The sequence below is a fragment of the Paenibacillus intestini genome, assembly GCF_030803945.1.
Classification (GTDB): Bacteria; Bacillota; Bacilli; order Paenibacillales; family Paenibacillaceae; genus Paenibacillus; species Paenibacillus polysaccharolyticus.
In genome coordinates this window covers 353024-370083 of record NZ_JAURUN010000002.1, presented here as the reverse complement: position 1 = coordinate 370083, position 17060 = coordinate 353024, and the positions used below count along the sequence as shown (strand labels likewise).

Below are 17060 nucleotides of genomic sequence, written 5' to 3'. Positions count from 1 at the left end.
TTGCATTCTTCGACAACGAACTGAAAAGAAGAGATAAAAGGGAGGGACATTTATGATTCAGAACAATATGTTTAACGCTCAGGGAGTTCAGCCGTTGCAAATGAAAAGTGTAGGAACTGAAAATAAATCTTCTACACCGGCCGAAAGCATTCAGAGCTTCGGTACATACTTACAAAATGCACTGGGCTCTGTAGCCGCACAGGAAACCCAGGCTCATGAAATGTCAAATCAATTTTTGGTAGGTAAAGCGAATGTAGATCAGGTGTTGATTGCTTCCGAACAAGCCCTGCTTAGTCTGCAACTTACCACTCAAGTACGTAACAAAGTGGTTGAGGCATATCAAGAGGTTATGCGCACACAACTATAAGAGTTCATTTGCGCAAACAGTAGCGCTGATCATTACGACAAGCAGCTGCGATGCTGCTCCTGATCAAAGCTAGGAGAACGCTCAAGCTTTTGTCAGGACAGACTAAGCAAAGTTTCGGATGGGGTGACAGAGTGAATGAGAGAATTGCCCAGTACAGGGACAAGGCATCACAGTACTGGAATAGCTTTAGCAAAAAGCAGAAAACATTATTTATTTCAACCTTCTTATTTCTGATTTTGGCAGCAGTGGTTCTCACGATGCAGTTATCCAAGACAGAATATGAAGTGGCGTTCACAGATTTAAATGCAAGTGATTCAGCTGGTGTCATCAATTATCTGAACTCATCTAATATCCCATATAAACTTAGCGCGGACGGAAAAAGTATTTCTGTACCCAGTACAGATGTAGCGCTGACCAAAGTGAATATCGGATCCCAAGGCATCATACAAAATGGTTCCCTTGGTTATAAAGCGTTTGAAAGCTCATCATCACCAATCGGTATGACAGATAAAGAGTTTGATGTGAAATACAACAATGCATTAAACGGAGAAGTTGAAAAGCTACTCCAGCGTATGCAGGGCATTCAGGATGCCAAAGTCCTTGTTAACATGCCAAAAGATAATATCTTTGCAGGTTTGGAAGAACAGGACAAAGCTTCGGCTTCCGTAGCATTGCAATTTAAACCGGGGTATCACCCGAATCAGGCAGCTGTAGATGGATACTTTAATTTGGTTAAAACAGCTGTTCCGAACCTGCCCATCGAGAACATCACGATCACGAACACGGATGAGGCTGAACTCGTTCCAACCGCTCGCGGTGGCAGTGGTGGCTTGTCATCTGAAGTGCAGGAGAACATGGCATTACAGAAAAAGTTTGAGAGTGACGTGCGAAATAACGTGAAGCAATTCCTCTCTCAAATTGTAGGTGAGGATAAGGTCAACGTTTTGGTGGCCTCCAAACTGAATTTCGATAAAGTGACAAGCAAAGAAAATCTCGTTACACCTGTTGATCAAGAGAACATGAAGGGGATCGAAATCAGTGTACAGCAAATTCAGAAGAGCTACACTGGTGGGGGAACTCCGACAGGTGGTGTAGCAGGTACCGGCCAACAGGACGTTCCAGGGTATCCTTCTTCTGATTCTAATAGCAATGCGAATTCGGAAGAATCATCAAGCACGATAAATTATGAAGTGAATCGAATTGCCAAAGATATCATTTCAAGCCCATATACTGTAAAAGATTTAACCATCAACGTGGCGGTTGAACCACCCGCAGGGCAAAACGAATTACAACAGCCTGTTCGAGATGCGATCGAAAATATTCTAGTTAATATCGTTCGCGCGTCATTGGCAGACTCAGGCACAACAATAACTGACGCAGACCTGACAAAAAAAGTATCAGTCATGTCACAGGGCTTTGCAACAGCTGCAGATGCCAATACGGGCTTCCAGTTGACACCTGCAATGATGTGGGGTGGCGGAGCACTTATTGCGGTCCTGATCGCTGCGGTAGTGATCTTGTTAGTACGTCGTCGTCGTAAACAAAATGAGATCCAAGAAGAGGAAGAAATCCCGCTTCCAGTAGCAACAGAGTTCCCGTCCATAACATTGGACAGTGTGACGAACGAAAGTCAGGTGCGCAAACAATTGGAGAGTTTGGCCAAGAAAAAGCCGGACGAATTCGTCAATCTGCTGCGTACGTGGCTGGCTGACGAATAGAGGTGAACGCATTGGCAAAGGCAGGCAATGCCGGATTAACTGGCAGACAAAAAGCAGCAATATTATTAATTACATTAGGTCCGGAAGTGTCTGCTCAGATCTTTAAACATCTCCGTGATGAGGAGATTGAGCAGCTTACGTTGGAAATTGCCAACGTGCGTAAGGTTGATGCATCCGAAAAGGACATGATTATGTCCGAGTTTCATCAGATTTGTTTGGCACAGGAGTATATCTCTCAGGGCGGTATTACCTATGCAAAGGAAATTTTGGAGAAAGCACTCGGCTCCTCCAAAGCGCTTGAAGTTATTAATCGTTTGACAGCTACGCTACAAGTCAGACCTTTTGACTTCGCACGTAAAGCTGATCCGAATCAGATTCTGAACTTTATTCAGAATGAAAGTCCGCAAACGATTGCGCTTGTACTTTCTTATCTGCAATTTGAGCAAGCTGCGGCCATTCTGTCCTCTCTCCCTCAGGAGAAGCAAGCAGATGTTGCTCGTAGAGTAGCTGTGATGGACAGCACTTCACCAGAAGTTATTTCACAGGTGGAACGTGTGCTGGAACAAAAGTTGTCTTCTACAGTGACGCAGGATTACACAAATGCAGGCGGTATCGAATCCATCGTTCAGATTTTGAATGGTGTCGATCGGGGGACGGAACGTACAATTTTGGACTCCCTTGAGATTCAGGATCCGGAACTTGCAGAAGAGATCAAAAAACGGATGTTTGTTTTCGAAGACATTGTCAATGTGGACGATCGCTCCATTCAACGTATTATTCGGGATATCGACAATGCCGACCTGCAACTTGCACTCAAAGTCGCAAGCGAAGAAGTACGTGAAGCTGTGTTCCGTAATATGTCGAAACGGATGTCCGAAACTTTCAAGGAAGAGATGGAGTTCATGGGCCCTGTGCGGCTACGTGATGTGGAGGAAGCTCAGACACGTATCGTAGGTACGATCCGCAGACTGGAAGAAGCTGGCGAGATCATTATCGCACGTGGTGGAGGAGATGATATCATTGTCTAATTTGATTAAATCTTTCCAGTATGTACCGGTAGAAGACCATAAAAGGCTCGAAAATCATCACTATTATGGCGGTGAAGATGAGACTGGATTGGAAGAGGACGGTGCAGCAGTTTCTGAATCGGAAGTGCTTCAGGCACGAGTCGATGAAGAGACAGAACGTCTTACTGCTGAGATGCTGGAAGATGCCAAGGAGTTTGCGGAAAAGCAGGTGCGTGATGCTTCGGAAGAGGCGGAGCGAATGCTTCAGGAAGCCCAGGAACAGATTGAACGCTGGTGGCAGGAGCAACGAGAGCAGGATGAACATCTGACTGAAGCTCTCCGCGCTCAAGGTTTTCAGCAAGGGTTTGAAGAGGGAAGAGCACAAGCTGAACTGGATCTCCAGGTGAAGATCGAAGAGATGATGAAAGAAGCACAAGGGGTGCTTCAGGAAGCGTATGTTGCCAAAGAACAGATTATTCAGGAAGCCGAGCCGTTTCTTGTTGAACTTGCTTGTGGCATTGCGGAGAAAGTGATAGATAAGCAACTTACGGTAGAGCCTGAACAAACGATTGAGCTGATACGTCAGAGTTTGTCCAGAAAAAGGGAGCAAGGACAGATCGCGCTCTGTGTGGCGCCTGAGCAGTTTTCTTTTGTACAAGCTTCAAGGGAGGAACTTGCTCTTTCCATTGATTCGCAGGCAGAGTTACAGATTTTGCCTGATGCTACGGTTAAAGATAAGGGCTGTGTTATCCGTTCTTCATTTGGAAGTGTTGATGCAAGAATTGATACACAGCTTGCCGAGATCAAAAAGGAACTGATCCGCATAGCACTTGAGGATGAGGAGCGAAGAAATCAACATGAAGGTTCTTAGTTCACAGCGTTATATGGAGCATCTGCGGCAGTTTGATCCTGTGCGTATAAATGGAAAAGTAACCCAGGTCATTGGGCTTATGGTGGAATCAGAAGGACCGGATGCCAGCATTGGCGACGTATGTTACATCTATCCTGGCAAATCAGCTAAGCCGCTACAGGCTGAAGTTGTGGGGTTTCGGGATAACAAGGTGTTGCTTATGCCGCTTGGAGAACTTCAATCCATTGGTCCGGGTTGTGACGTGGTCGGAACCGGAAAACCTTTAGGAGTACAAGTAGGCTCTGAATTGCTTGGTAAAGTGTTGGACGGACTGGGACAGCCGCTTGACGGTTCATTGTTACCATCCCGAATGCCGATGTACTCTACTTCCAATACCCCTGTTAACCCTATGGATAGACCGCGTGTTCTTGAAACGATGAGTGTAGGCGTGAGGGCAATTGATGGCTTGCTCACTGTAGGCAAAGGACAGCGTGTGGGTATATTTGCCGGTTCAGGTGTCGGAAAAAGTACATTGATGGGCATGATCGCTAGGAATACCGCTGCGGATGTGAACGTGATTGCACTGGTAGGTGAGCGTGGACGGGAGGTTCGTGACTTTATCGAACGGGATCTTGGTCCGGAAGGCCTGGAACGGTCTGTCGTCATCGTGGCAACATCAGATCAACCTGCTCTAATCCGAATCAAGGGTGCTGTCATAGCAACGACGATTGCGGAGTATTTCAGAGATCGAGGCATGAACGTGATGTTAATGATGGATTCGGTGACCCGTTACGCCATGGCGCAAAGGGAAGTCGGTTTGGCAGTAGGAGAACCGCCGGCGATGAGAGGTTATACACCTTCCGTTTTTGCAAGTCTACCGAAACTGTTGGAACGTGCAGGAACAGGTCCCACTGGCTCGATAACGGCATTCTATACTGTTCTCGTCGATGGGGATGACATGAATGAACCAATTGCAGACGCAGTCCGAGGGATATTGGATGGTCACATCGTGCTGAACCGTGCGATAGCGAATAAAGGTCATTTCCCCGCGATTGATGTGCTTGCAAGTATCAGCCGTGTCATGAAGGACATCGCTCCTGAAGAGCAGATTGATGCGGTTAACAATATGAAACGTCTGATGGCAGTGTACAAAGAGTCTGAAGATTTGATTAACATTGGTGCGTATCAACGGGGATCAAATGCAGCTATAGATGAAGCGATGGATCAGATTGATCATATCTGGGATTTTACGAAGCAAAAAGTTGATGAAAAGGTAACGTTAAGTGAAGTACAGGAGCGTTTGATTCTTGAATTCGCAAGGAGATGAAGGGTAAACGATGAAATTTCGATATCATTTCCAGAAGGTTGTTGACCTGAAAAGCAATGAGAAGACACAGGCAGAATGGATGTTATCCACAGCGATCGGTAAACTTCAGACGGAAGAAGAGCATTTGTTGCAATTGATTAATGATCGAAATAATTTGATGAACATTATTCAAGCGGCAACTGAAAATTGTGCTTCCGTATCCAGTTTGCAGGAAATGCAACGATATGCATATCACCTTGACGAATGTATATCGCGTAAGAACAGTGATGTGGAGCATGCTCAGGTCAATGTGCAGCGGAATCAGAGCTTTCTGAATGGTAAAGTAGTTGACGAAAAAGTGTGGCTTGGAGCGAGAGATAAGGCTAAAGGCAGATTTCAGCAGGAGATGCTCCTCCGGGAACAGAACGATCTGGACGAGATGGCTACTGTACGCTTCGCCGCCAAAGCCCGCGCGAACTGATGTGAGCCGGATGCGAAGTTGTCTCGTGAAGGAGGAATGAACGGTGGCTGTAAAAGACACTGATATCGAAAAAGAGTCCGGGAGTGGATGGGAAAAGTTTCTCATGATTTCGATCCCGATTGTATTCACGGTTGTGCTCTTAGGTGTACTGCTTACTCTATTTAATGTAGATATTCGAAATAACGCGCTCGAACTTGCCAAAAAAATTCCTGTAGTCAAGAATTGGGTACCTGATCCGGTGCTTGATCCGGAGAAAGAGAAGTTGGAAAAGAGCGAAAAGCAGGTTGAAAGTGCGGAAGCAACGATTGAAAAGCTAAAATCTCAGGTCACAGCGAAAGAAGCAGAGCTGAAAGCGGCCAAAGATGCGGCTACTGTGGAGACGCAGAAAACAGCTGATTTGCAAAAGAAATTGGATGATGCAAATAAGGCTTCTGAAACAGCTGCAACTTCTGAACCGGAAACCGAAAGTGATTATCAGAAGCAGATTAAAAGTCTGGCTAAAATGTACGCTGATATGAGCCCAAGTAAAGCCGCTCCGATTTTGCAAAATATGACGAATGAAGAAATGGTGCTTATGTTGAGCGCGATGCAGTCGACTGCCCGGACGAAGGTGCTGGAAAAGATGGATCCGAAGACTGCAGCGGATGTGACCATGCTGATGAAGGATGCGAAGCCTTCAGGCGATCTTGCCTTGGATGCCCTGCAGTCCCGATTGAAAAAGGAAACAGCAGCAACGACCACGACAACAGGAACTAATAGTAAAAATTTGGATAAAAATCAGTTAAGCCAGACCTTTGCTTCGATGTCTGCGTCAAGCGGAGCCAAACTATTGCTCGAAACCTATAAAATTAGTCCGGATAAAACACTGACCATACTCAATTCAGTTAATGATGCAACACGATCCCAGTTGCTTGAGAACATGTCTAAAGAAGATTCGGTTGAGACAGCCAAAGTGTTGAATCGGCTAATGGGCAATAAGTAACAACTCTATTCTTAATGCATGGAGGGGAGGTGAAAAAATGTCACTCGTATATCAAATGAACGCTGGGGCTTATTCCAAAACTTCTGGTTCAACACAGTCATCAACAGCGCAGTCTAAAGGTTCGGTTACAGGAACTGGAGCTGAGTTCTTGCAGACGCTGGCACAGTCATTGGCTGGGGGAAGCGGAACTGGTGAGGGTACTGATGGAACGAATGGTGCAGTAACAACAAAGACGTCTGCTCCGTTGATGTTTACTTTTGCCTCAGAAAATGAAGAAAATAACACATCTGTAACGGACGCGTTAAGTTCACTATTAGTTGGTACGGATTCGTCAGGTTTGATGGAAATGCTTGAAAAATTATTTGGTGATCTGGATACGTTAGACAAAGCTCTGGGAAATGATCCGGCCTTGCTTGCAGGTCTTCAATCGTTGATCCAGCAATTGTACGCATTATTAAATAAAGATTCAGATGGAAATCAGCAAGCTTCACTAAGTGAGGTTGGTTCTAATTTAGATCAAGCTCCTACATCTGCATCTGCTGTTGAACTGTCTCAGCATCCAGCTGCAGTCCGTTTTGTATTACAGGATGTGCTGACACAATTGGCAACGGAAGTTCTTAAACCAGGTCCTAATGTAGTCAAGAGTGCTCCGGAATTCCAACATTTACTTCAGCAGTTGCAGAGTCAGTTGAAGGAAGCTGGAGTCGAAACGGATGGGAAAAAGGGTTGGTCTGAACTCAAATCGATACTGAATACATTCTCAGCAATAAAGGATGCAGCTGTTCAAACACCTAACGGTGCTCCGACTACAGCGTCCAAAACAGATGGGATAACACCTCAGACGACTGCATCAGCAACAGTTCAAACAGAAGCTAAAGCAACAACAGTGACGGTTAAAAATGACTCAACACCCGTTGCCGATGCGCAACCTGCAATCCATCATTCAAACATTGTAACAGCTGGCGAGTTGTCCTTGCGAAGCTCAGGTACAGTCGTGAGCAAACCCGCTGAGCCTGTCATGCAAGCAACGAATTTTGCCAAAGAAATGACGCAATTTGTGGTTAGCAAGCTGGATATCGTGAATCAAAAAGGATTTTCTGAAGCCACAATCTCTCTCCGCCCTGAACATTTGGGAAAATTGGATGTACAGATTACGTTGCAAAACGGACAATTGGTTGCCAGGTTCATGACTGAACATGTCATGGCGAAAGACATGCTTGAACAACAGATGATGCAGTTACGTTCCTCGTTACAATCTCAGGGCATTCAGGTGGAACGGCTCGAGGTCACTCAGAACAGTTCGCTCGGATCTGAAATGTATCAGGATGGCGGACGTCAACAAGGAAATCAATCTCAGCAACAAAAACGTTCCCGTGAGCGTGGGGAGCATACCGATGAAGCTGTGACAGCCGCGGGGCTGCAGGAAGAGTTGCGCAACTGGCGTAGCGAGCAGGTGGAAGGTAGCGAAATTCAGAGAGAGTCATTTACTGCAGAGGCTTAAACAGGGATGAGGTGAATATATGGCAAATGAAATTGTTTCTACTAATAATACTTGGCCTAATTACGCGGCTGCAAATAGAGCCACAACAAGTGCTGCAACGAAAGAACTTGGTAAGGATCAATTTCTGAAAATTTTGATTACACAGTTGCAGAATCAGGATCCGATGCAGCCGATGGAAGATAAAGAGTTTATCGCTCAAATGGCGCAATTTAGCTCAGTGGAGCAACTGGTTAACATCTCTACGCAGCTTAAAACGTTAAATCAGTCACTTGGAGCGGTATCGGGTATGATCGGTATGGAAATCAGTTGGCTTTCTTCTGATAAAACAGACAGTGGTACGCTTCGTCAGGGGACTGTAGATTCAATCATTGTGCGAGACGGCGTTCAGTATGCGAAGGTGGGCAACGACGAAATTAAACTGGATGAAATCATTCAGGTGAATCGTGCCAAGCAAGCTGAGGAAACGAAGTCAGCTGCCCAGAACGTTCAAAGTGATGCTACAAATACTAATGGTAGTAACCCGTCTGATGTGAATGCCGGGACGAGTGAACCTGAAGATCGAGAGCAGAGCATATGAGTGACCGTATAACCGTTGGACAGTTATATACGGGTCCTGTTACTCCAAATATGCTTCGCAAACCCCAAACGGGAGACACATCTGGCACACCGTCTAAACCCTTTGCTCAAGTACTGGAAGATAACCTTTTAAAACTCAGCAATCATGCAGCTAAACGATTAGAACAACGTGGTATCGAGTTGAAAACCGAACAAATGAAACAAATTGGTTCTGCACTGGACAAGGCTGCTGCCAAGGGGGCAAAAGAGTCACTCATTTTGATGCAGGATATGGCTTTTATCGTCAATGTCAAAAATCGTACTGTCGTTACAGCAATGGATAGTGAAAGTATGAAAGATAATGTCTTTACTCAAATCGATAGTGCTGTAATTATTTCATAGCCGGCTGGCCCTTCTCGGGAGCCGGAATGCCGCTGACCGACTGATGCGGCAACCAATTTAAGGCTGGGAGGATTTTGTAAAATGTTGAAATCGATGTACTCAGGCGTTTCCGGGATGAGGGGTTTTCAAACCAAACTCGATGTCATTGGTAACAATATCGCGAACGTAAACACGGTTGGATTTAAAGGAAGCCGAGTGATGTTCAAAGACATTATGAGCCAAACGACTAAAGGGGTAACGGCTCCAACGGATGCACCTTCTGGTGGTGTCAATGCACAGCAAATCGGTCTAGGTGTTTCAGTAGGGTCGATTGACACAATGCATTTGGCTGGTAGCCCGATGACCACCAATAATCCTACTGACCTTCGAATTAATGGAGATGGATTTTTTCTGGTACGCTTGAGTGATGCGCAAACTGTACCTTACTTGACTCGTGCGGGTGATTTCCATGTTGATGCTGCCCGGAACCTGGTAACTTCTGATGGCTTGTTCGTATTGGATAATGGTGGTGCCAACATTACTCTTGAGGATGATGTGGTTTCATTCACAATCGGTCAGGATGGTTTTATCAATCAGACGATGGCTGATGGAACGGTTCAAGCCGGAGCGCAGCTGGGGATTGGTAAAGTTGTTAATCCTGCAGGTCTTGAGAAAATTGGCGGCAACTTGTATCGTATGACGGCGAATGCCAATCCGGATGGGGTACTTGATCCAGTTACAGCAAATAGTGCAGAAGACGGTACAGGGGCTATCATTGCTGGTCAGCTCGAAATGTCCAATGTTGATTTGACGAATGAGTTTACCGAGATGATTGTGTCACAGCGTGGCTTCCAAGCGAACTCCCGGATCATTACAACATCAGACGAAATTCTTCAAGAGGTCGTTAACCTGAAACGATAATAACTGATTAGTGATTTTGAAATGGTGGGGGAGCTTGCTCCTCCACTATGATTGAGGGGGCTTGACATGATTTCAGTTACGCGGTTAAATGGTTCTCCCATGTGGTTAAATGCGCTGATGGTCGAAATCGTGGAAGAGACGCCGGACACGTATATTACTCTGGTAACGGGAAAAAGATTAATCGTGCTTGAAAAGGCCGATGAAGTGATTTCCAAAATCAAAGAATACAACCGTGAAATTGGAGTTCAGGCAGCCACGATTAAAGTGCAGCAAACGGAGGAGTCCTGATGAAAAAGATGATGCCCTGGATTGCAACAACGTTGCTTGCAATCACACTCATTGTGGTCGTAGTTTTTGTATTTATGCAAAGTCAAAACAAGAACGACAATACACATACAGCGGCAGCTGCTGAAGAAAAAAAGCTGACAGCAGATGAAATTGTAGAGGTTTCATCCGAGCTTGGACAGATTAAGACCAATTTGGCTGATGCAGATCGTATTATTATGGTTAGTTTCTCTTTCAAGTTGTCGGATAAGAAAGCTAAAGAAGACTTTGAGAAAATTAAAAGTATTACGGTTAAGCCAATCATTATTGAGACGCTTGCGGATACCAAGGCTGAGGCACTGAGTTCGGCAAAAGGTATGAAACAATTCAATGAGAAACTAACGGGGCTAATTAATGAGGCATTGCCTGAGCCGAACTTGAAAAGCACAAGTGTTTCAGACATTGTTATAGCACCAATGTAATGAATAGAACAAGCTGTAGACCTGTAAGGGGGTGAGAACATGGTGGATGTATTATCACAAAACGAGATTGACGCCCTATTAGCAGCCCTTTCTTCAGGCGAAATGGACGCCGAGGAATTGAAAAAGGAAGAAACTCAGAAGAAAATCAGGTCTTACGATTTTAAACGGGCAGTGCGTTTCTCCAAGGATCACATTCGAAGTCTGACGCGTATTCACGAAAACTTTGCTCGTTTTCTCACCACTTATTTTTCGGCCCAGCTGCGGACGTTCGTTCAGATCAATGTTGTGCAGGTAGAACAGTTGCCTTATGACGAGTTTATCCGTTCTATTCCCAAGATGACGATTTTGAACATTTTCGAAGCAGAGCCATTACAGGGACGAATGGTCATGGAGGTTCACCCGAATGTGGGATATGCGATGCTGGATCGTCTGCTAGGAGGTACAGGCAGTGCTCCGACCAAAATTGCAAGCATGACAGAAATTGAAACGACGATTATGGAACGCATATTCAGCCGAGCCTTCGAAAGTTTGCAGGAAGCCTGGAAGACGGTACTGGATATCTCGCCTAGAATGGAAGCACTGGAGACGAATCCTCAGTTTATGCAGATTGTATCTCCCAATGAGACCATTGCCTTGATCTCGCTAAGTACCAAAATCGGCGATACCACAGGCATGATCAATTTGTGTATACCGCATGTCGTTCTTGAGCCTATTATGTCCCGGTTATCAACACATCAGTGGTTTGTTTCAGAGAAGAAAACGAGAGCTCCGGAAGAATACGAAGCGCTGAGATCACGTGTAAACAAAGCCAAATTACCTGTTGTAGCCGAACTTGGTGAATCCAGAATTTCGATAGCCGAGTTTTTAGGATTATCGGTTGGCGATGTCATTACGCTGAATAAACCGGTGGAAGAGGGGCTTTCCATTAAAGTTGGTGACAGACTGAAGTATATTGGCAGTCCGGGAACGATTAAGGACCGTGTGGCTGTGCAAATAGATCAAATTGTCACCGAAGGAGTTGAAGAATTTGACGAGTAAGGATTATTTATCCCAGGAAGAGATCGACGCTTTGCTTCGGCAATCGGAATCCATCTCGAGTTCTGAACCCGCTGAGAAAACGGTTGATGATTTTCTGACGGAGCTGGAACAGGATGCCTTGGGGGAGATTGGTAACATCACTTTTGGCAGTGCTGCGACTGCGTTGTCCACACTATTAGGCCTTAAAGTGGATATTACAACACCTAAAGTATCAATTATTAGCCGAACACAGTTCGAAGAAGCGTTCCCTAAGCCACATGTTGCTGTTCATGTGAACTATGTGGATGGATTCGAAGGCATTAACTCACTGGTTATCAAAAAGAGAGATGCGCAAATTATCGCTGATTTAATGCTGGGCGGTGAGGGGAATCCGGTCGACGAAGAATTGAACGAAATTCACATTAGCGCGGTACAGGAAGCGATGAACCAAATGATGGGGTCTTCTGCCACATCTATGTCGACCATCTTCAACCGGTTTGTTAATATTTCTCCTCCAGGGATTGATATTCTCAACTTGGAAAGCGGCGAAGGTGTGACCAATCTACCACCAGATGAAACACTCATTCAAGTTTCATTCCGTCTGTTAGTAGGGGATCTGATTGATTCGAATTTGATGCAGTTGCTTCCTGTACATTTTGCGAAAAACATGGTGGATATGTTAATTGGAGGTGCTCAAGAGTCGACCTCCAGTGCTCCTGTAGCTTCAACACCCGAGCCTGCTCCGGCGCCAGTGGCACCACCAACGCCGCCACCGGTTATGGAACAGCCGCCGGCTCAGCAACAGATGCCTCCACAGGCTCCACAGCAGCCTGTTCAGGACTATAGTGGATATGGTCAAGCTCCGATGGGGATGCCTCAAGGTATGCCTCCACAGCAACCATACGGTATGCCACCGCAGCAACCATATCATATGCCACCACAGCCAGCCTATGGTGAGCCTCAACACTATGGTGCTGCGCCAAATAGGAATGTGAATGTACAGCCTGTTCAATTCGCCAATTTGCAAAATGGGGCTTTTGCTAATGTAGACGAGAACAATTTGAATTTATTGATGGACATTCCCCTTAAAGTCACCGTAGAATTAGGAAGGACCCAAAAGCAAATTAAAGATATATTGGAACTATCACAAGGTTCGATTGTCGAACTGGATAAGTTGGCTGGTGAACCTGTTGATATTTTGGTAAATAACAAACTGATCGCCAAGGGTGAAGTTGTCGTCATTGACGAAAACTTTGGTGTTCGTGTTATAGATATTCTAAGCCAATGGGACCGTATTCAGAAATTACAATAAGCACAATTCAGGGAGGATTTGAACCAACATGGCAAACCGAATTTTAGTCGTAGACGACGCTGCATTTATGAGAATGATGATCCGGGACATTTTGTCCAAAAATGGGTACGAAGTCGTAGGAGAAGCACCAGATGGTGCACAAGCCGTTGAGAAGTTCAAGGAACTTCGTCCGGATCTGATTACAATGGATATTACAATGCCTGAGATGGATGGTATTGCTGCTCTGAAAGAAATTAAAAAAATTGATGCAAATGCAAAAGTAATTATGTGTTCTGCAATGGGCCAACAAGCGATGGTTATTGATGCCATTCAAGCTGGAGCCAAAGATTTTATCGTTAAACCTTTCCAATCTGATCGGGTTATCGAAGCAATCAGCAAAACACTGGGAGCTTAAGAAGCATGTTGATGGCTCAGGGGGGTACTCCAGAACCAGCTGGCGCAGGAATCAATTATTATCTACAGCTAGTATGGGTGATTGTTGTCCTGGCCGTCATCCTGGTTCTTATTGTCTACCTGATCCGATTCTTGAACAAACGAAATCAGCAATGGTTTCGAAGCGGAACCATTCGCATTTTGGGCGGGGTCGGACTAGGACAAAACAAGTCACTGCAAATTTTAGAGATTGGCGGAAACGTTTATTTGATCGGTGTGGGCGAGAATATACAGCTGCTGGATAAGGTTTCGGATTTGGAAGAAGCACAGAGAATTGTGGATTCCTTTGAACGGGATGCTGTTTCACAGCAAGGAAACCTCCCACCCATCATAGCCAAGCTCGCTAAACGTCTTCGTAAAGAAGAACCGCCTCGGGAAATGGAAATTGAGGACACTGCTTCTTTTCATGAGATGTTTGAATCCAAACTTCGGCAGATGCCAAACCGTAAAGAGAAGATGGAGAAGCTCCTGGATCAAGACAATACTACAGATCGGTCGAGGGATTCATGAAGAAAAAGATTTGGTTAGCGTGTTGTTTCGTAGGACTTATCAGCCTGGCATCCGTTACGGTGGCTTTTGCCGAGCCGATTCCTAATATTGATATACAGATTGGGAACGGTGATGGCAGCACGCCAAGTACTAGTTCATTATCTATTATTCTATTAATTACGGTGCTTAGCATAGCCCCGGCATTGCTGGTACTGATGACCAGTTTTACTCGGATTGTGATTGTGCTTGGGTTTGTCCGAACTTCACTCGGAACCCAGCAGATGCCTCCGAATCAGGTATTGGTCGGTCTGGCCCTTTTTCTTACACTTTTCATCATGTCTCCTACGTTATCTTCTATTAATCAGGTTGCATTACAGCCTTATCTTAAAGGAGATTTGACACAAACGGAGGCGCTGGAAAAGGCAGCAGATCCGATTAAAAAATTTATGTTTACTCATACACGTGAGAAGGATATCTTGCTGTTCATGAAATACAATCAGGCGGAACAGCCGAAATCGTATCAGGATATTCCAATCACGGTAATGGTACCGGCATATGCAATCAGTGAGCTCAAAACAGCTTTCCAGATGGGATTTATGATATTTATTCCTTTCCTGGTGATCGACATCGTTGTGGCGAGTACACTCATGGCCATGGGTATGATGATGCTTCCCCCGGTCATGATCTCATTACCTTTCAAAATACTGCTCTTTGTTCTGGTGGACGGGTGGTATCTGGTAGTCAAGTCACTGTTGCTGAGTTTTAATACTTGAACCGGAGCGTTAAAGGAGGACGGTCATGACTTCGGAGTTTATTATCGGTCTGGCCGGAAAAGCAGTATACACGTCATTGCTGGCCAGTGCACCTATGCTTATACTAGCTCTGGTTGTAGGACTTGCTATTAGTATTTTTCAAGCAACGACTCAAATTCAGGAGCAAACGCTCGCCTTTGTACCCAAAATTGTTGCAGTACTGTTAGCAGTACTTATGTTTGGGCCTTGGATCTTGAATATATTGATGGATTTCACGTTTAACATACTCGATAATCTATACAGATACGTAGGGTAGGCTTTAGCCGATGGAGACATTGCTGCAAAGTTTCCCTGTTGCTCTGCTTATGTTTTGTCGAATAGCCTCATTTTTTGTAACAGCACCGGTTTTTTCAGCTCGAAATGTACCAACTTCATTTAAGGTGGGCATATCTGCTTTTGTTACGTTGACAGTTTACATGACCTTTGGCATTAACCAAACTGTACCGACTGACTTGAGTTATATCCTGCTGGTTATCAGAGAAATCATTGTTGGCCTGCTTTTAGGGTTTACAGCCTACCTTCTGATGACTGCAGTCCAGACAGCTGGTACATTCATCGATCTTCAGATCGGTTTTGGTATGGCTAATGTTTACGACCCCATGACTGGTGCATCTGCACCGCTTACAGGTAACCTGAAATACGCTTTTGCGATGCTGCTCTTTTTGACAATGAATGGTCATCATTATTTGTTAGATGGAGTTGTGTACAGTTACCGCTGGATTCCATTATCCAATCAATTTTATATGAGACTGGCAGACGGAAGTATAGCAGAATTTTTGGTGCGAACGTTGGGACAATCTTTTATGTTAGCCTTTCAGATGGCAGCTCCCATTGTTGTAGCGTTATTTTTGACAGATGTAGGCTTGGGGTTTCTGGCCAAAACGGCTCCACAATTTAATGTTTTTGCTGTCGGAATGCCACTTAAATTGCTTGTTGGTTTGGCCATTTTGCTTTTGCTTGTTCCCAGCTTTGGATTTATATTTAGTCAATTATTTGAAGCGATATTCAAATCCATGGAGAAATTGCTTGGCACAATTGGGCAAAGGCCGGGATGAGGGAAATGGAGGGTAAAACTCACATGAAACTTCAACTCGACCTCCAGTTATTTTCCGGAGAGAAGACGGAAAAAGCCACTCCCAAGAAGAGAAATGATGCCCGTAAAAAGGGACAGGTTGTTAAGAGCACAGAAATATCAGGAGCATCCATTCTGCTTTTTACATTTTTAATCCTTATGACTTTTAGTGATTTTTACAAGGTGCGTATCGTTCGATTATTCACGGATATTTTCATGAACAGGCTGAGCATGGAAGTGAATAGTGAGAATGTGATGGCTCTGATGATGCGGTATGGAATAGAAGTTATGTTATTGCTTGCACCTGTTTTGATTGTTGCTTACCTTGTAGCCTTACTTGTGAACTATATGCAGGTTGGATTTCTCCTCGTAGGTGAGGGATTAAAGCCGAAGCTTGAGAAGCTGGATCCGATTAAGGGCTTCAAAAATATATTCTCGCTGAATTCATTGGTAGAATTCGCCAAGACAGTCTTTAAAATGACAATTATTGGTTACATGGTATACAGCACCCTTATCAGTTACAAGGCAGACATAGCAGGACTTTCCCATTTCTCACTGGATGCAATTTTACACTTTGCTGCTTCAATAACCTTGAACCTCGGTGTTAAGATTTCCGTAGCATTAATGGTTTTGGCTATATTCGACTACATCTACAAAAAGTATGACAACGAAAAAAAACTTCGTATGTCCAAGCAAGATATTAAGGATGAGTATAAGAAAATGGAAGGCGATCCGCTAATCAAGGGCAAAATTCGGGAGCGTCAGCGTCGTATGGCTATGCAGCGTATGATGCAGGAAGTACCAAATGCGGATGTAATCATCACAAACCCGACACACTTTGCTGTAGCATTGAAGTATGAAGGGTCTGAGATGGAAGCTCCGCAAATTATTGCTAAAGGGCAGGATTATGTGGCTCTGCGCATTAAAGAAATTGCCAAAGAACACGGTGTGATAACAATGGAAAACAAACCACTGGCACGGGCATTGTTCCAGAGAGCTGAGATTGGTGACGCTATACCAGCCGATTTGTTCCAAGCTGTAGCCGAAGTGCTGGCTTATGTATATAAACTTAAGGGCAGAACGAAATAACAGGGATCGGAGGCCATACATT

The 17060-nt window shown here is 44.8% G+C and carries 21 protein-coding genes; all 21 read left to right on the top strand.

The window, feature by feature from the left end:
• The first annotated feature begins 52 nt into the window (after nt 1–52).
• The 21 genes from fliE (at nt 53) to flhB (ending at nt 17038) form a co-directional block, all read left to right on the top strand.
• A complete protein-coding gene (gene fliE, locus J2T16_RS06890) occupies nt 53–367 on the top strand; it encodes a flagellar hook-basal body complex protein FliE (RefSeq protein ID WP_090923875.1) in 315 nt (104 codons plus the stop codon).
• A gap of 131 nt (nt 368–498) precedes the next feature.
• Nucleotides 499–2085: a flagellar basal-body MS-ring/collar protein FliF gene (fliF, locus tag J2T16_RS06885; protein WP_154886378.1), complete on the top strand. Its 1587-nt coding sequence runs from the start codon at nt 499–501 to the stop codon at nt 2083–2085.
• A gap of 11 nt (nt 2086–2096) precedes the next feature.
• Entirely contained in the window at nt 2097–3113 is a 1017-nt protein-coding gene (gene fliG / locus J2T16_RS06880) for a flagellar motor switch protein FliG (RefSeq protein WP_090923874.1), read from the top strand.
• Nucleotides 3106–3963, top strand: coding sequence for a FliH/SctL family protein (locus tag J2T16_RS06875; RefSeq protein WP_090923873.1), 858 nt, complete (start codon nt 3106–3108; stop codon nt 3961–3963). The genes fliG and J2T16_RS06875 overlap by 8 nt, the downstream gene beginning before the upstream one ends.
• Nucleotides 3950–5269, top strand: coding sequence for a flagellar protein export ATPase FliI (gene fliI / locus J2T16_RS06870; protein WP_145329755.1), 1320 nt, complete (start codon nt 3950–3952; stop codon nt 5267–5269). The genes J2T16_RS06875 and fliI overlap by 14 nt, the downstream gene beginning before the upstream one ends.
• A gap of 10 nt (nt 5270–5279) precedes the next feature.
• Nucleotides 5280–5729: a flagellar export protein FliJ gene (fliJ, locus tag J2T16_RS06865; RefSeq protein ID WP_090923871.1), complete on the top strand. Its 450-nt coding sequence runs from the start codon at nt 5280–5282 to the stop codon at nt 5727–5729.
• 43 nt (nt 5730–5772) lie between these two features.
• Entirely contained in the window at nt 5773–6711 is a 939-nt protein-coding gene (locus J2T16_RS06860) for a MotE family protein (RefSeq protein ID WP_336122372.1), read from the top strand.
• 37 nt (nt 6712–6748) lie between these two features.
• Entirely contained in the window at nt 6749–8212 is a 1464-nt protein-coding gene (locus J2T16_RS06855) for a flagellar hook-length control protein FliK (protein WP_499018002.1), read from the top strand.
• Nucleotides 8213–8231: 19 nt separating this feature from the next.
• Complete coding sequence (locus J2T16_RS06850; protein WP_090923868.1) at nt 8232–8789, top strand: flagellar hook capping FlgD N-terminal domain-containing protein; 558 nt, start codon at nt 8232–8234, stop codon at nt 8787–8789.
• A gap of 50 nt (nt 8790–8839) precedes the next feature.
• Nucleotides 8840–9169 carry a TIGR02530 family flagellar biosynthesis protein gene (locus J2T16_RS06845; RefSeq protein ID WP_418792798.1) on the top strand — a complete coding sequence of 110 codons (330 nt, stop codon included), beginning with the start codon at nt 8840–8842 and terminating at the stop codon, nt 9167–9169.
• 81 nt (nt 9170–9250) lie between these two features.
• On the top strand, nt 9251–10069 hold the full coding sequence (gene flgG / locus J2T16_RS06840) for a flagellar basal body rod protein FlgG (protein ID WP_221790561.1): 819 nt from the start codon (nt 9251–9253) through the stop codon (nt 10067–10069).
• A 66-nt stretch (nt 10070–10135) separates the two neighbouring features.
• The gene (locus J2T16_RS06835) at nt 10136–10357 is read left to right on the top strand and encodes a flagellar FlbD family protein (RefSeq protein WP_056700597.1); all 222 of its coding nucleotides are present in this window, start codon (nt 10136–10138) and stop codon (nt 10355–10357) included.
• Entirely contained in the window at nt 10357–10815 is a 459-nt protein-coding gene (locus tag J2T16_RS06830; protein ID WP_090923865.1) for a flagellar basal body-associated FliL family protein, read from the top strand. Before J2T16_RS06835 ends, J2T16_RS06830 begins: the two co-directional genes overlap by 1 nt.
• Nucleotides 10816–10854: 39 nt before the next feature.
• Nucleotides 10855–11853 carry a flagellar motor switch protein FliM gene (gene fliM, locus J2T16_RS06825; protein WP_090923864.1) on the top strand — a complete coding sequence of 333 codons (999 nt, stop codon included), beginning with the start codon at nt 10855–10857 and terminating at the stop codon, nt 11851–11853.
• Nucleotides 11843–13144 carry a flagellar motor switch phosphatase FliY gene (gene fliY, locus J2T16_RS06820; protein ID WP_090923863.1) on the top strand — a complete coding sequence of 434 codons (1302 nt, stop codon included), beginning with the start codon at nt 11843–11845 and terminating at the stop codon, nt 13142–13144. The genes fliM and fliY overlap by 11 nt, the downstream gene beginning before the upstream one ends.
• Before the next feature lie 28 nt (nt 13145–13172).
• Entirely contained in the window at nt 13173–13538 is a 366-nt protein-coding gene (locus tag J2T16_RS06815; RefSeq protein WP_090923862.1) for a response regulator, read from the top strand.
• Between the two features lie 11 nt (nt 13539–13549).
• Nucleotides 13550–14086: a flagellar biosynthetic protein FliO gene (locus J2T16_RS06810; protein ID WP_090923949.1), complete on the top strand. Its 537-nt coding sequence runs from the start codon at nt 13550–13552 to the stop codon at nt 14084–14086.
• Nucleotides 14083–14838, top strand: a complete 756-nt coding sequence (gene fliP / locus J2T16_RS06805; RefSeq protein WP_090923861.1) for a flagellar type III secretion system pore protein FliP — start codon at nt 14083–14085, stop codon at nt 14836–14838. The genes J2T16_RS06810 and fliP overlap by 4 nt, the downstream gene beginning before the upstream one ends.
• A gap of 25 nt (nt 14839–14863) precedes the next feature.
• Nucleotides 14864–15133 carry a flagellar biosynthesis protein FliQ gene (gene fliQ / locus J2T16_RS06800; RefSeq protein WP_090923860.1) on the top strand — a complete coding sequence of 90 codons (270 nt, stop codon included), beginning with the start codon at nt 14864–14866 and terminating at the stop codon, nt 15131–15133.
• Between the two features lie 10 nt (nt 15134–15143).
• On the top strand, nt 15144–15932 hold the full coding sequence (gene fliR, locus J2T16_RS06795; RefSeq protein ID WP_090923859.1) for a flagellar biosynthetic protein FliR: 789 nt from the start codon (nt 15144–15146) through the stop codon (nt 15930–15932).
• Nucleotides 15933–15955: 23 nt separating this feature from the next.
• Entirely contained in the window at nt 15956–17038 is a 1083-nt protein-coding gene (flhB, locus tag J2T16_RS06790) for a flagellar biosynthesis protein FlhB (protein WP_499017999.1), read from the top strand.
• The last annotated feature ends 22 nt before the right edge of the window (nt 17039–17060 follow it).